This is a genomic window from Nocardia stercoris (genome assembly GCF_003696265.1).
GTDB lineage: Bacteria > Actinomycetota > Actinomycetes > Mycobacteriales > Mycobacteriaceae > Nocardia > Nocardia stercoris.
Map to the genome: position 1 here is coordinate 55,923 of NZ_RFFH01000020.1, position 13,503 is coordinate 69,425.

General features: G+C 70.3%; 14 protein-coding genes. 6 read left to right on the forward strand and 8 right to left on the reverse strand.

From position 1 onward, the window contains the following. Positions 1-47: 47 nt before the first annotated feature. A complete protein-coding gene (locus EBN03_RS29570) occupies positions 48-2,159 on the reverse strand; it encodes an oxidoreductase (protein ID WP_267899316.1) in 2,112 nt (703 codons plus the stop codon). Between the two features lie 87 nt (positions 2,160-2,246). Between EBN03_RS29570 and EBN03_RS29575 the strand changes: the two genes are divergently transcribed. After that, the gene (locus EBN03_RS29575; RefSeq protein ID WP_122191439.1) at positions 2,247-2,714 is read left to right on the forward strand and encodes a hypothetical protein; all 468 of its coding nucleotides are present in this window, start codon (positions 2,247-2,249) and stop codon (positions 2,712-2,714) included. An 87-nt stretch (positions 2,715-2,801) separates the two neighbouring features. Here the strand turns inward: EBN03_RS29575 and EBN03_RS29580 are convergent, their stop codons facing one another. The 7 genes from EBN03_RS29580 to EBN03_RS29610 form a co-directional block, all read right to left on the reverse strand. Then, a complete protein-coding gene (locus EBN03_RS29580) occupies positions 2,802-3,707 on the reverse strand; it encodes an ABC transporter substrate-binding protein (protein ID WP_122191440.1) in 906 nt (301 codons plus the stop codon). Beyond that, the gene (locus tag EBN03_RS29585) at positions 3,704-4,834 is read right to left on the reverse strand and encodes an LLM class flavin-dependent oxidoreductase (RefSeq protein ID WP_122191441.1); all 1,131 of its coding nucleotides are present in this window, start codon (positions 4,832-4,834) and stop codon (positions 3,704-3,706) included. The genes EBN03_RS29580 and EBN03_RS29585 overlap by 4 nt, the downstream gene beginning before the upstream one ends. Then, positions 4,824-5,363, reverse strand: coding sequence for an LLM class flavin-dependent oxidoreductase (locus EBN03_RS29590; RefSeq protein WP_158675779.1), 540 nt, complete (start codon positions 5,361-5,363; stop codon positions 4,824-4,826). The genes EBN03_RS29585 and EBN03_RS29590 overlap by 11 nt, the downstream gene beginning before the upstream one ends. An 83-nt stretch (positions 5,364-5,446) precedes the next feature. Then, entirely contained in the window at positions 5,447-6,145 is a 699-nt protein-coding gene (locus EBN03_RS29595; RefSeq protein ID WP_122191443.1) for an ABC transporter ATP-binding protein, read from the reverse strand. Beyond that, complete coding sequence (locus EBN03_RS29600; RefSeq protein ID WP_122191444.1) at positions 6,142-6,993, reverse strand: ABC transporter permease; 852 nt, start codon at positions 6,991-6,993, stop codon at positions 6,142-6,144. The genes EBN03_RS29595 and EBN03_RS29600 overlap by 4 nt, the downstream gene beginning before the upstream one ends. Further along, on the reverse strand, positions 6,990-7,991 hold the full coding sequence (locus tag EBN03_RS29605) for an NrtA/SsuA/CpmA family ABC transporter substrate-binding protein (protein ID WP_233608724.1): 1,002 nt from the start codon (positions 7,989-7,991) through the stop codon (positions 6,990-6,992). Before EBN03_RS29605 ends, EBN03_RS29600 begins: the two co-directional genes overlap by 4 nt. A gap of 27 nt (positions 7,992-8,018) precedes the next feature. Further along, entirely contained in the window at positions 8,019-9,020 is a 1,002-nt protein-coding gene (locus EBN03_RS29610) for an ABC transporter substrate-binding protein (protein WP_122191445.1), read from the reverse strand. A gap of 169 nt (positions 9,021-9,189) precedes the next feature. On the opposite strand from EBN03_RS29610, the gene EBN03_RS29615 reads away from it, so the two are divergent. From EBN03_RS29615 to EBN03_RS29635, 5 genes are all read left to right on the forward strand, one after another. Next, positions 9,190-9,990 carry an IclR family transcriptional regulator gene (locus EBN03_RS29615; RefSeq protein WP_122191446.1) on the forward strand — a complete coding sequence of 267 codons (801 nt, stop codon included), beginning with the start codon at positions 9,190-9,192 and terminating at the stop codon, positions 9,988-9,990. A gap of 63 nt (positions 9,991-10,053) precedes the next feature. Next, entirely contained in the window at positions 10,054-10,839 is a 786-nt protein-coding gene (locus EBN03_RS29620) for an SDR family NAD(P)-dependent oxidoreductase (protein WP_199743021.1), read from the forward strand. A 152-nt stretch (positions 10,840-10,991) separates the two neighbouring features. After that, entirely contained in the window at positions 10,992-11,366 is a 375-nt protein-coding gene (locus EBN03_RS29625) for a hydrogenase maturation nickel metallochaperone HypA/HybF (RefSeq protein WP_122191447.1), read from the forward strand. After that, a complete protein-coding gene (hypB, locus tag EBN03_RS29630; protein ID WP_233608725.1) occupies positions 11,363-12,346 on the forward strand; it encodes a hydrogenase nickel incorporation protein HypB in 984 nt (327 codons plus the stop codon). The genes EBN03_RS29625 and hypB overlap by 4 nt, the downstream gene beginning before the upstream one ends. Before the next feature lie 94 nt (positions 12,347-12,440). Further along, complete coding sequence (locus EBN03_RS29635) at positions 12,441-13,496, forward strand: NADH-quinone oxidoreductase subunit B family protein (RefSeq protein ID WP_122191498.1); 1,056 nt, start codon at positions 12,441-12,443, stop codon at positions 13,494-13,496. Positions 13,497-13,503: the final 7 nt, after the last annotated feature.

Consider the following 13,503-nt stretch of genomic DNA (forward strand, 5'->3'; position numbering starts at 1 on the left):
CGACCCGAGGAACCGGAACGCCGGGCCCGGACTCCACCGCCGGGCTCTCACAACAGCGCGGCCACGTTCCATGCGGAGTGGATCGCGCCCTCGATGTAGCCGACCCGGCCGGCGTCACCGATCACGTGCACCTGGGAGACCACACCGCGCAGCTCCTCGGCGAGCGGCGCCAGCGCCGATACCCCCGAGGCCGTCACGACCATGGCCGCCCGAGCGGTCAACGTCCGGTCGCCGACGCGGAACTCCACGTGCTCGCGGGTGATTCGCTGCACGGTCGCATGGCGATGGATGGTCACACCCAGCTCGCCCGCGTGCCGGACGGCGGTCCACCGGCGCGGCATCGCCATCGCGACCCCCAGCTGCTGCCCTTCCTCCAGCAGGGTCACCCGGCGTCCGCGTGCGGCCAGGAATTCCGAAAGTTCCAGCCCCACAAGGGAACCGCCGATCACGACCACGTCCTTGCCGGTCGGCAGGAACCTGCGCGTCACCGCGCGGATCGCGGCGGGGCTCGTGGTGATTCCGGACAGCTTGCCCAACGCGGCGATGACGCGCAGCAGGCGCGGGATCCGGGCGACCTCGCCGACGCCGGTCAGCAACGCCCGCAAGGTGTCTCGGGTGTGCACGTGGGGCAGATCGCCGCCGGGGACGGCCGGGCGTTCCCGCACCGCGCCGGTAGCGACGACGACCGCATCCGGACGCAACGCCGTGACCGAGGACACCGTGGCCTCGGTCTTCAAGCGGATGTCGACGCCCAGGCGTTCGACTTCGACCTTCAGCCAGTTCAGCAGCCGCTGATTATCGGGCGTGGTGAGGCTGGAGAACCACAGCGTGCCGCCGATCCGATCGGACTTGTCCAGCACCGTGACCCGGTGTCCACGCTCGGCTGCCACCCGGGCCGCCTCGAGCCCGCCCGGCCCGGCTCCGACGACCACCACATGTTTGCGCCGCGCGGCCGGCGCCGGCGGAAGCCGGGCCTCGTTGCCCAGCGCCGGGTTCACCGCACACACCGGAGTGCCGTCCCAGAAGTTCTCCTGAACGCACACATAGCAATTGATGCACGGCCGGATGCGCTCCGGCTCACCCGCCCGCAACTTGTGCACCAGGTCCGGATCCGCGAGCAGCTGTCGTCCCATCGCGGCGAAATCGGCCCGGCCCGCGGCGATCGCCCGCTCGCCGACCTCCGGCAGCACCCGGCCGACCGCGATCACCGGAATGGACACCGCCCGCTTCACCTCGGCGGCCAGGTCGGTGTACGCACCCACCCGATCGGGCAGCGGGCCATCGGTGAAGTTCGAGAACGGGTTACGCCCCCAGCCGGTGACATGGATGGCGTCCGCGCCCGCCGCCTCGAACAACGCCGCCGCCCGCACGGCCTCCGCGGTGGTCAGCGCCCCGTCCTCCCCGAACTCGCGTCCGGCCACTCGCACCAGAATCGCCAGCGCGTCACCGACTTCCGCCTTGACGGCCCGGATGACCTCGACGGCCAGCCGCGCCCGGTTCTCCAGCGAGCCACCGTATTCGTCGGTGCGCTTGTTGTCCGCGCTGCTGAGGAAGCCGCCGAGTACATAGCCGTGGGCGCAGTGGATCTCCACCGCGTCGCCGCCGGCCGCCCGCACCCGCCCGGCCGCTTCCGCGAAGCAGCGCACCAGCCAGGCCAGATCCTCCCGCGTTGCCTCGTGATACGTGGGCTGCTTGCCGCCGGTGACCGCCGCCATGCGCCGCAGCTCTTCGGGGGTGTTGTCGCCCAGTGCGGACAGGTCCAGCGCCGCGCCGGGCGGCGAGGGAACCAGCAGCGGCCGGCCTTCGACGGTGTCGATCCGCGCCACCTTGCCGTGGTGGGTCATCTGAACGCACAGCTTGCTCCCGGCCGCGTGTACCGCGTCGGCGAGCGCCCTGATCCCCGGAACGAACCGATCCTCCGACAGCCCGGGTTCCTTGGTGCTCGCGCACCCGACCGGATAGGCAACAGCACAGCATCCCGTGATGATCAGCCCGGTACCGCCGGCCGCGCGGGCGACGAAATGGTCGATGTCGCCCTGCTCGATCTCCCCGTCCACGCACAGATTCATGTCCATGGCGGGCAGCACGACACGGTTGGGGACTGTGATGGGACCGATGGTCGCGGGAGCGAGCAGGTGGCGGAAGTTCTGGTTGGTCACGAGCCGAAGCTAGATCTGCACCTCCCGCGGTAGCGGGCCACTCTCGATCACCGGGAGGTCATCGCCGCGGTATGCAACGATCTCGCTGTGACCGCGGACGAGGGCATGACCGGGCGGGCGGCGACATTCACCGGTGGCGGTGTCGTCGCGGCGCGCTGCGCGGCGATCGGTGTCGGAGTATCAGCCGCCGGGGTGCTCGCCGGGCTCATGGTCTCCGGCATCGCCTGGTGGGAGCGTGGCCTGGTCGGCATCCTCTGCGTCCCGCTCCTGGCGGCCGCGAGTCTGTCGTTGTGGAGCGACGCCGGCGAGCAGCAGGCGGACTTCGCGCGGTTGCGCGCATCCGGTCTGCCGGCGGTCGCGGAGGTCGTCGCGATGACGGTGACCAATGACGGTGAAAGTGATTGGGCGACAATGACATTGCGGATCAGTGGTCCGGACGTGCCCATGTTCGAGGGGTGCGTCAGATGCCACCCCGAGCCCATGATGCGGCTCGGCGCGCGTCTCGACGCCGTCGTCGACCCCGCCGACAACCTGTTCACTCTCCGGCCTGTGTGACGGCCCACCTGGCTGCATACCGACCCGAGCCGAAATCCGTTCGCGCCGAGCGGGGTACCCACCGCGGGTGCCCCGTTCGGCTGGGTGTCACCGGCTCGCGACCAGCTCGCCCAGTTCGGGCAGGACGGCGTCGGCGACGCGAATCCTGCGCTGCACCAATCCGTTCGCGTAGAACAGGTCGGCGGCGTGCTGTTGCTCGGCCACGAAGTCGTCGTCGATCGGCAACAGACCCCACGGCCGGGTGCGCAGCGCGTGCTCCCACTCGGCGACCGGCCGGCCGTCGTCGGCGCTGAACAGCGCGGCGGCGTCGGCCGGGTGGTCGCGGATCCACTCGTCGGCCAGTTGCAGCGCCGCGGTGACGGCGGCGAGTTCGGCACGGCGCGTGGTGGCGAACTCGCGGCTGGTGAACCAGAGCGAGCGGTGGCTGAACAGCCCCTCGGTCGGGATCACCTCGCGCAGTTCGGCTTGCTGTTCGACCCGGGTCAGGAACGGATACGAGCCCACCCAGGCGTCGACCTCACCGGTCAGGAACAGCTCGGCGGCGTCCCCGTAGGCGTCGACCGGGACGATATCGCCCCAGGTCAGTCCCGCTCGCTCCAACGCCAGCAGCAGCAACGTCGTCTGCCAGGACCCGTGGCCGAGGGCGACCCGCTTGCCCTTCAGGTCCGCCGGGTCGTGGATTCCGGAGGCGGCGTGCACGACCAGGCGCCCGTTCTCCACCCGCGGCCCGGACACCGCCAGATAGACGATGTCGTGGCCCTTGGCCTGCGCGGTCACCGGCGGCGTCGAGCCGGTGCCGATGACGTCGTAGCCGCCGTCGAACAGATGGTCGCCGTGCCCGGAGGGCAGGCCGGCCGTCGGATCGACCCGCGGGTTGTCCAGGGTTCGCAGATCCACCCACGCCACGTCGGGCAGCGTCTGCTCGAGGATGCCGAGGTGCCGCAGCACCCACAGGGTGTTGTTCTGGGGGAAGTAGCCGACGCGAACAGTCATGAGAGCAGAGCCTTTCCGGAGCGTTCCTTCAGTAACGGCAGGACGTGGCGGCCCACGCGGCGCGCCTCCTCCAGGTGCGGGACGCCGGCCAGGATGAAGGCGTCCACACCGAGTTCGATCAGTTCGTTCAGCCGGTCGGCGACCTCGCGGTACGAGCCGACCAGGCCGAAGGCCGGTCCGGGGCGCAGCCGGTCGAAACCGCCCCAGACATTCGGCTGCACCTCGAGCGACCGGTAGTCGGAGCGGTCGGCCCCGGCGGTGAAGGCCTGCCCGCGCTGCCAGCCCACCGAATCACCCTCGGCGCCGTCGTCTTTCGCGTCCCCGGTCCAGCCCAACCGGATCTGCTCCCACGCTTCGTCCGCGGTGTCGCGGGCCAGGATGTCGATCCGCACCGCGAATTTCGGCGGCTTCGGGCTCTTCTCCCGCACCGCGGCGAATTTGGCCGCCAAGGCGTCGAACGGTTCCAGCCAGGACAGGTAGTAGTCGGCGTGCCGTCCCGCGGCCTCGATCGCGGCGGGCGAGGAGCCGGAGAAGAAGATCTCCGGAAACGGTTGCCCGGCAAGCAGTTCCGGCAGGCCGCCGTCGGTCACCTGATAGAAGCGGCCGTCGTGGCGGAACGTGCCGTCGCCGTGCCAGACGCCGTGCAGGACGTCGAGGAACTCCGAGGTGCGCGCGTACCGGTCGTCGTGCGTGACGGTGTCACCCCACCAGCGCTGTGCCGGGCCGCCACCACCGGAGATGATGTTGTAGACGATGCGGCCGCCGGAGGCCCGCTGCAGCGTCGCGGTCATCCGGGCCGCCTGCACCGGGTGCAGGAAACCCGGCTGGAACGCGACCATGAACCGCCAGCTGCGGGTTTCGGCGGCGAGCGTGGCCGCGGCCGCCCACGGGTCGTCGGTGTGCGGGAACGAGGGCAGCAGACCACCCACGAACCCCGAATCCTCCGCTGCCCGAATCACTTCGGCCATGTAGTCGGCATGGGTGAACCCGTCGCCGCCGCCGTCGCGCGTGCCCGGGGCCAGGGCGCCGGGCAGGTCGGCCGCGAATCCGCCGCGGCTGCCGCCCGGCCGGTACAGCGAGGTCTGGTCGCCCTCCATCGCGATCCGCCAGTAGATGTCAACGGGCATGTGCCGCCTCCTGTTCCGCCAGTCGGTAGACCTCGCCGGGATCGTGTCCGACCTCGACGAATCCCGCCGATCCACGTCCGTCGACCCCGCCGACGTACACATTCGGGAAGGGCGTGTCCGACAACGGTTTCGGGAGCCCGTCCGGGGAGGTCCAGAATTCGCGGGCCACGGCCACGAACTCCGCCCGGCCCGGATCGTCCGCGTCGAGGTGCCAGCCCAGCCGCCCGCCGGAGAACCGCTGCAGCGAGGCGGACAGTTTCGCGGTGTATTGCGGTGTCGCGAGCCCGGTCCGGAAGCCGGCGACGACCTCGATGTGGCGGGTGGCGCGCAACAATGCCGCGGCGGTCACCAGCGATTCGGGGCCGTCGGGATCGAAGGGGACCAGGACGCCGGTCACACCCGCGAGGTCGGCGGCGCGGGCCGATGCGAGTTCCGGCGCCTGCGGCGGCGGCCGCAGGTCGGTCAGGAATCGCGGAAGCCGCACCGGCGGTGGCGCACTCGCCGCTCCGGGCAGCACGATATGGGTCACAGGAATCGACTCCTTCGTAGCGTGAGTTCGGTCAGCACGGTGGACCGGCTCCGGTTGCCGGGTGCGGGCGTCGGACGGCGTGGTCACGACCCGACCCCGAGGTCGGTCAGCAGCCGCCGCCGGAGTGCGGCGAACTCCGGATCGCCCGGGTCACGCGGGCGGGCCACGGCCACCGGCTCGTCGGTGACCAGCTTCCCGTCGCGCAGTACGGCCACCCGGTCGGCGAGCCGGATGGCCTCGTCCACATCGTGGGTGACCAGCAGGACCGCGGGGTGATGCCGCTCGCGCAGATCGGCCACCAGGTCCTGCATCCGAAGCCGGGTCAGAGCGTCCAAGGCCGCGAAAGGTTCGTCCAGCAGCAGTAATTCGGGCTCGCGAACCAGTGCCCGGGCCAAGGCGACGCGCTGTGCCTCGCCGCCCGAGAGCGTCGCGGGCCAGGCGCGGATGTGCGCCGCCAGGCCCACTTCGCCGAGCGCGGCCAGCGCGGTCGCCCGGGTCCGCGTGCCGCGGGGCAGTCCGATGGTGACGTTGCCCAGAACCCGTTGGGAGGGGATCAGCCGCGGCTCCTGGAATACCACGGTACGAGCGCGCGGAACCAGGACCGTACCGGCGTCGGGCCGGTCCAACCCGGCCAGAATGCGCAGCAGGGTGGTCTTTCCCGAGCCGCTCGCACCGAGCAGGGCCAGGAATTCACCGCGCCGCACCGTCAGGTCGATGCCGTCCAGCACGCTGCGCGTATCGAAGGTGCGGGTCAATCCGTTCAGCTGGATCGCGGTGCTCATCGGTGGCCTCCGGCGGTGCGCCACGGCATCAGTACCCGCTCCAGCGCCCGGATCGCGATGTCCGCGAGCAGCCCGAGCAGGCCGTAGATCAGGATGACGACGGTGAGAATGTCGGTGCGGGAGAAGTTCTGCGCCTGGGCCATCAGATAACCCAGGCCCGCGGTCGAATTGATCTCCTCCGCGGCGATGAGCGCGATGACGCTCAGCGTCGTGGACAGCCGCAACCCGGACAGCAACGCCGGCAACGCGCCCGGCAGGATCACCCGGCCGACCAGCGCCGGCCGGCTCATCCCGAAGGTGCGTGCCGCCTCCAGCAGTTTGCGGTCGGCGGATCGCACGCCGCCGAAGGTCGCCACGTACATGGGGAAGGTGGTGGCGACGGCGATCAGCACGATCCGCGCGGATTCCCCGATCCCGAACCAGACCATGAACAGCGGCACCAGCGACAGGAACGGCAGCGCCCGCAGGGTCTGGACCGCGGAATCGATCAGGTCCTCGCCGAGCCGCCACGCGCCGGTGACGACGCCGAGCACGAGCCCGGTCGTGACGCCGAAGAACAGCCCGGTTCCGGCGCGGCCGAGCGACACGGTCAGCGCATCGTCCAATTGCCCGCTGTCCCAGAGCTTTCCGGCGGCACGCAGCACCGCGGGCGGCGAGGCCAGCAGATCCGGGGTGAGCACGCCGGTCGCCGAGGCGGTCCACCACGCCGCGAGGATCAGCAGCGGACCGACGGCGCGCAGCACGAGCGCCACCCCGCGCGGCCGCGGCCGGGGCAGCCGGACCCGCGGAGTCTCCAGCTCGGAGCTGCCCGGCTCGAGGTCGAGGTCCGGCGCCTGGACCGCGGTCATCGGTTGCCCGCCGCGGTGATATCGATCAGATGTGGTGCGACATCGACGATTCCGTCGGTGACGTGCTGGTCGGCGAAGAACCGGGCGACCTCGGCGAACGCGGCCCGGTCGGCGTCGGTGATCGCGGACACGGGGCTCAGCGCCCGCAGATCCTCGATCGTGAGGTCCTTCGCCCGTCCGTCGACGGCGTCGGGACCGGCGCTGTGCACGACGTTGATCCCGGCCTCCGGATGCTGCCGCAGGGCCACCTCCGCGTCGTGCAGATAGGTGTAGAAGGCCGCCACCACGGCCGGATGCTGCTGCTGGAACTCGTTGCGCACCGCCCAGACCGCGTAGTTCTGCGATCCGATGTCACCACCGGTGACCAGGAAGTGCTCGCCCGCGTTCGCCCGCTCGGCGATGGAGAAGGTCGACCAGGTGGCCCAGGCGTCGACCTGCCCCGAATGCAATACGGCGGCACTCTGATTGGGCTGCAGGTAGACCCGCGTGACCGCCGCGTCGGCGACGTGGTTCTGTGCCAGTGCCCGCAGCAGCAGGTATTCGGCGGACCCGCCGTGTGAGACCACGACCTTCTTGCCGGCCAGGTCCGCGACCGAGTTGATCCCCGAATTGTCCTTCACCAGAATGCCTTCGGCGATCTTGTCCGGGGCGACGGCCGCGAACAGCCGGAACCCCGGCTTCTGCGCGAGCGCCGCGATCGCCGAGGTGATCGAGCCTTCGGCGAGATCGAGCTCGTTGTTGTCCAGCTCCTGCGCGGCCGGGGCGAACGGGCCCGCGCTGCCGGTCCATTCGACCTTCGCGCCGACCTTGGCCAGCGCGGCGTCGAGACTGCCGTCCTTCTTGCCCAGCGCCAGCGCGCCGGAGTTGCCGGGGTCGGGGATCCGGACGGTGATCGTCGCACCGGAGGCGGGGGAACTGCTGGGCGCGGAGCAGGCGGTGACGACTGTGGTGAGAGTGAGCGCGGCGGCGACGGCGAGTGCCCGGGTGACGGTGATCATCGATGGTTCTCCGAACGTAGGGGTGGATCAGCTGCGGTGAGCGCGGGCGCGGGCGAGTTCCCGCGCGGCGGCCAAGGGCGCCGGGTCGGCCCAGGCGGCGAGGTCGACCGGCCGGGCCAGGAAGCCGTGGCTGTGCAGGAACCGCTCCTGCTGCCCCAACAGCGCCAGCCGCGCCGGCGACAGGTCGAGGTGCAGGTCGGCGTGGTCGGTCCAGTCGTAGGCGCCCGCGACTCCGGTTGCGCCCGCACCGGTTTCGGCGGCGAGGATGCGGGCCACACCGGCCGGATTCGTCGCTGCCCAGTCGGCGGCCTCGATCAGGACCGCGAGGAACCGCACCACCACGTCGGGATGGTCGTCGAGCAGCCGCTGGTGCACGGTGACCGGCCGGGGAGTGCCGTTGTTGACCCGGGCGGACCGGTCGGCGAAGGCATCCAGATCGATCCCGACGACGGCGTCGTAGCGAGCGGCCGCCTCGACGGCGAGCGCGCCCTTGACGTAGACGGCGTCCACCCGGCCGGCGTCGAGGGCCTCCAGTTCCGCGACCCACTGGTCGGCGCCGGGCGCGGCGTCCACGTCGATCAGTGTCGCGTCGTCGAGGCCGCGACCGGAAGTACCCAGTGCGCCGGCGAACCCGGCCAGCGCCATGGCCCGCCAGAAGTCGATGGCGATGGCGCGGCGCGGGATGGCCAGCCGCAGCCGAGCCAGATCGTCCGGAGTGACGGCACCGCGACCGCGCCGGACCAGGATCGCCTGCCGCTCCTCGATCCAGGTCAGCCCGATCAGCCGGGTCGGTTCCCCGTTGGCGCGCGCCCACAGCGCGGGGACGTTGCCGCCTTCGCGGACCAGGCCGGTGAGGGAATGGGTGAAGTGGCGGTCGCGCGGGACATCGGCTCCGGCGTCCTGCAGGGAACGGACGGCCAGGCCGTCGGCGGCGAATTCGGCGACCAGCGAGCCTCGGTCCGCGGCGATGCCGGTGGCGGTGGGCACCGGGCAGCGGGTGAACCACAGCGTGTCGAGGGTGGCGGTCATGGCGGGCCCCGGATCGTTCGGAGGGACAGAGGAATCGGGCGCCGGACTCGGTTGCCGGCGACCGGAATCAGACTGCCGCAGCCGAATCGGACATCCACGATATGGAATCAGCCGGATTATTAGGTGCCGAATTGTCGACGCCCCTTCCGCATTGTGGAATTGTCGAGGCGTGACCAGAGATTCGGCTCAACCGCGCGACGGCGCACAGGCGGTCCATCGGACGCTCGCCCTGCTGCAGTGTTTCGGGGACAGCCCGCACGACGTCTCGGCATCGGAACTCGCCCGCCGGGCCGGTCTCGCACTGTCGACCACCCACCGGTTGCTGCAGGCGATGACGGCGACCGGTTTCCTGGAGCAGGACCCGGATACCGCTCGCTACCGGCTGGGACCGACGGTCGCCGAACTGGGCCGAGTGGCCCGCCATCGCCGCGGTCTGCACCGCGCCGAACCGGAACTCGCCGCGCTGTCGCAGCGCACCGGCGTCACCGCCGACCTCGCCGTGCGGGTCGGCGCCCACGCCGTGATCCTGGCCGGTGGTTCCCTGGACGGCGACCACGGCCGCGCGCTGCGCCGGCCGCTGCACTCGACGGCGCTGGGCAAAGTCCTGCTGGCCTGGTCGGACCTGTCCGACGAGCAGATCGCGGCGCTGTCCCCGCTGGCCCCGCTGACGGACCGCACGATCACCGACCCGGTGGCGCTGCGAGCGGAACTGTCGCGGGTCCGGGCCGCGGGCTTCGCGCTGAACGACGGCGAGTCCGCCTCCGGGGTCCGCACGGTCGCGGTGCCGGTCCTGGACGCGGCGGACCGCGCGTGCTTCGCGCTGGCGCTGCGTGCCTCTCCGGCGTCCATCCCCGACCATCGTCTCGCCTGGTTCGCCGCCGAGGCCGCCGCCTGTGCGGACGCGCTGGAAGTAGTGCTCCTGCCCCCGACTCGGCGCCGGACCGCCGCGCGCCCGCCGATTCGGGCGTAGTAGTAGCAGCGCGCGCACCGGGTGCGGTATGCAAGTCGTGCTGTTGCGACCTCGAGGAGATTCATGACCATCGACCTGCGTGGCGCCCGCGTGCTGCTCACGGGAGCCACCGGCGGCATCGGGCATGCCATCGCCCGCGCCCTGCATGCCCAGGGCGCGGTGCTCACGATCACCGGCCGCCGCACCGAGGCGCTCGACGCGCTGGCCGCGGAGCTGAGCGCCACCGCGCTCGCCGCCGACCTGGCCCGGCCCGAGGCGCCGCAGGAGCTGCTCGAGCAGGCGGGCCGGGTCGACGTCCTCATCGCGAACGCGGCGCTGCCCGGGGTGGGACCGCTGACCGAGTTCAGCACGGAAAAGCTCGACAGCAACCTGGCCGTGAACTTGCGCGCGCCGATCATTCTGGCGCGATCCGTGCTGCCCGGCATGCTCGAGCGTGGCAGCGGACACCTCGTGTTCATCGGATCGGTGTCGGGTCTGACCGCATCTCCCGGCGGATCCATCTACAGCGCAACGAAGTTCGGGCTGCGTGGTCTGGCCGCGGGTCTGCGCCAGGACCTCCACGGCACCGGGGTCGGTGTCTCCTTGGTCATGCCGGGATTCGTCCGGGATGCCGGGATGTTCGTCGATTCCGGCATGCAGCTGCCACCCGGCGTGCGCACGGTCAGTCCGGAGCGGGTCGCCGGTTGTGTGGTCCGGGCGGTCCGGCGCGACAAGGGTGAGATCGTCGCCGCCCCGCTCGAGATGCGGATCGCCGCGAGACTGGGCTCGGTCGCGCCCGGGCTCAACGCCGCCGTCCAGCGGATGGCCGGGGCCGCGGATATCACCGCGACGCACACCGGCACCCGGTAGACCGGCCGATACCCGTCGGCGAGCAGGCGCGGAAGCACATACCGGGGTCTGGTATGCGGGCAGGCGGCTTAGCGAACTTTTGGCAAATCATCATCGGCGTATGCTGAGCGGGTAGGCGACCGGCGACGATATCCGATGAATCGAGATGTCCGATGCACGAGTTGGCAATCGCGCAGGGGATCGTGGACGGGGTGGTGGAGCACGCGGGTGCCCGGCGCGTGCACCAGGTGACCGTCGCTGTCGGGGCGCTGTGCGCGGTGGTGCCGGATGCGTTGCGCTTCGCGTTCGAGCTGGCTGCTGAGGGCACCGTCGCCGAGGGTGCGGAGTTGATCGTCGAGGACGTGCCCGCCCGCGCCGCGTGCCGGTCCTGTGGGGCCGACTTCGTCCTGCGTGATCCGATTCCGTTGTGCGCCTGCGGAAGTGCCGACATCTCGGTCCGGTCCGGGCTGGATCTGCGAATCAGTTCGATGGAGGTGAGTGATCCATGTGCGCGACCTGCGGCTGCGGCGGCAACAGTGGAGCGGTGATCACCGGCCCGCACGACGAGCAGTACGACGGCGACGGTCGTCGGCCTGACCACGACGCGGACCACCGCGAGCACGATCGGGCGGACGGCCGCGAGCGCCGGCACGACCACTCGCACGACCACGACCACGAGCACTCGCACGACCACGACTATGCGCACGACCACGACGATGCGCACGACCACGACTATGCGCACGACCACGACGATGCGCACGACCACGACTATGCGCACGAACACGACCATGCGCACGAACACGACCATGCGCACTCGCACGGCCATGAGCACCCCCATGACCACACCCATGTGGCGACCGAGACCGTCACCCTCGAACAAAAGGTCCTCGCCAAGAACGACGAACTGGCCCAACGCAATCGGCAATGGCTCGCCGACCGCGGCATCCTGGCGCTGAACGTCACCAGTTCCCCCGGCGCGGGCAAGACCACCCTGCTCGAACGCACCGTCCGCGACTGCACGGACATCCCGATCGGTGTCATCGAGGGCGATCAGGAGACCCGGCTCGACGCGCAGCGGATCGAGGCGACGGGATGCCGTGCGGTGCAGATCAATACGGGTTCCGGCTGCCACCTGGACGCCGCCATGACCCGTGGCGCGCTCGATGCCCTGGACCCGCCGCCCGGCAGTGTGGTGATCATCGAGAACGTCGGAAATCTGGTGTGCCCGGCCCTGTTCGACCTCGGCGAGTACGCGAAGGTAGTCGTGATCTCGGTGACCGAGGGCACCGACAAACCGCTGAAATACCCGCACATGTTCGCCGCCGCCGGCCTGATGCTGATCAACAAGATCGACCTGTTGCCGTACGTCGATTTCGACCTGCACGCCTGCGTCCGGTACGCCCGCTCGGCCAACCCGGACCTGGCCGTGTGCGCGGTGTCGGCGACGACCGGCGCGGGTCTGAGCAGCTGGTACGACTGGTTGCGGGCGGGTTGCCGATCCGTTGAGGTTCCAATTCCGCAGGCATAGACTGTGAGGGTCTGTAGTGCACATTCGTGTGCCTGACTTGTGACGGCTTCGAGCCGGATCGGCCTGCCCCGCCCGGCTCGGGAAGGTGGCGCTGATGCCCACGCAGGAAGCAGTCCGGGCCGAGGAAGCGCTGATACACGTCCTGTGGATCAACGCCGGACTCAGCTGTGACGGTGATTCGGTGGCGCTGACTGCCGCCACCCAGCCCAGTGTCGAGGAGATCGCTCTCGGAGCGCTGCCCGGCCTGCCCAAGATCGCCGTGCATTGGCCGCTGATCGACTTCGAATGCGGCCCGACCGGGGGAGCCGACGACTTCCTCGAATGGTTCTTCAAGGCCGATCGGGGTGAACTCGAGCCGTTCGTGCTGGTCGTCGAGGGATCCATTCCGAACGAGCAACTCCACGACGACGGCTACTGGTGCGGTTTCGGCAACAACCCAGAGACGAACCAGCCCATGACGACCAGTGAATGGCTCGACCGGCTGGCGCCGAAGGCCACCGCGATAGTGGCGGCCGGTACCTGCGCCACCTACGGCGGTATCCACGCCATGGCCGGGAATCCGACCGGCGCGATGGGTGTTCCGGACTATCTGGGCTGGGAGTGGAAGTCCAAGGCGGGAATTCCGATCGTCTGCGTGCCCGGCTGCCCGATCCAGCCGGACAATCTGTCGGAGACGCTGACCTACCTCCTCTACATGGCGACCGGCCAGGCGCCGATGATTCCGCTCGACGAATCATTGCGCCCGAAGTGGCTCTTCGGTGCGACGGTGCACGAGGGCTGCGACCGGGCCGGCTACTACGAAGAGGGCGACTTCGCGCACGAATACGGATCACCGAAGTGCATCGTGAAACTGGGATGCTGGGGTCCGGTCGTGAAATGCAATGTGCCCAAACGTGGTTGGCTCAACGGTGTCGGCGGGTGCCCCAACGTGGGCGGCATCTGTATCGGCTGCACCATGCCCGGTTTCCCGGACAAGTTCATGCCGTTCATGGACGAACCGCCGGGCGGGAAGCTGTCGTCGACGGCGTCAGGGCTGTACGGATCGGTGATCCGCAGCCTGCGGCACATCACCGGCCGCACGGTCGACAAGGAGCCGCACTGGCGGCACAAGGGGGAGAAACTCGACACAGGGGCCACCCGCACCTGGTAGGAGGACG

Bases quoted from the DNA above. Each gene is read 5' to 3' on its own strand.
- EBN03_RS29585 (WP_122191441.1), bottom strand. From the start codon at position 4,834: ATGCCCGTTGACATCTACTGGCGGATCGCGATGGAGGGCGACCAGACC.
- EBN03_RS29605 (WP_233608724.1), bottom strand. From the start codon at position 7,991: ATGATCACCGTCACCCGGGCACTCGCCGTCGCCGCCGCGCTCACTCTC.
- EBN03_RS29625 (WP_122191447.1), top strand. From the start codon at position 10,992: ATGCACGAGTTGGCAATCGCGCAGGGGATCGTGGACGGGGTGGTGGAG.
- EBN03_RS29610 (WP_122191445.1), bottom strand. From the start codon at position 9,020: ATGACCGCCACCCTCGACACGCTGTGGTTCACCCGCTGCCCGGTGCCC.
- EBN03_RS29580 (WP_122191440.1), bottom strand. From the start codon at position 3,707: ATGACTGTTCGCGTCGGCTACTTCCCCCAGAACAACACCCTGTGGGTG.
- EBN03_RS29600 (WP_122191444.1), bottom strand. From the start codon at position 6,993: ATGACCGCGGTCCAGGCGCCGGACCTCGACCTCGAGCCGGGCAGCTCC.
- EBN03_RS29595 (WP_122191443.1), bottom strand. From the start codon at position 6,145: ATGAGCACCGCGATCCAGCTGAACGGATTGACCCGCACCTTCGATACG.
- EBN03_RS29620 (WP_199743021.1), top strand. From the start codon at position 10,054: ATGACCATCGACCTGCGTGGCGCCCGCGTGCTGCTCACGGGAGCCACC.
- EBN03_RS29635 (WP_122191498.1), top strand. From the start codon at position 12,441: ATGCCCACGCAGGAAGCAGTCCGGGCCGAGGAAGCGCTGATACACGTC.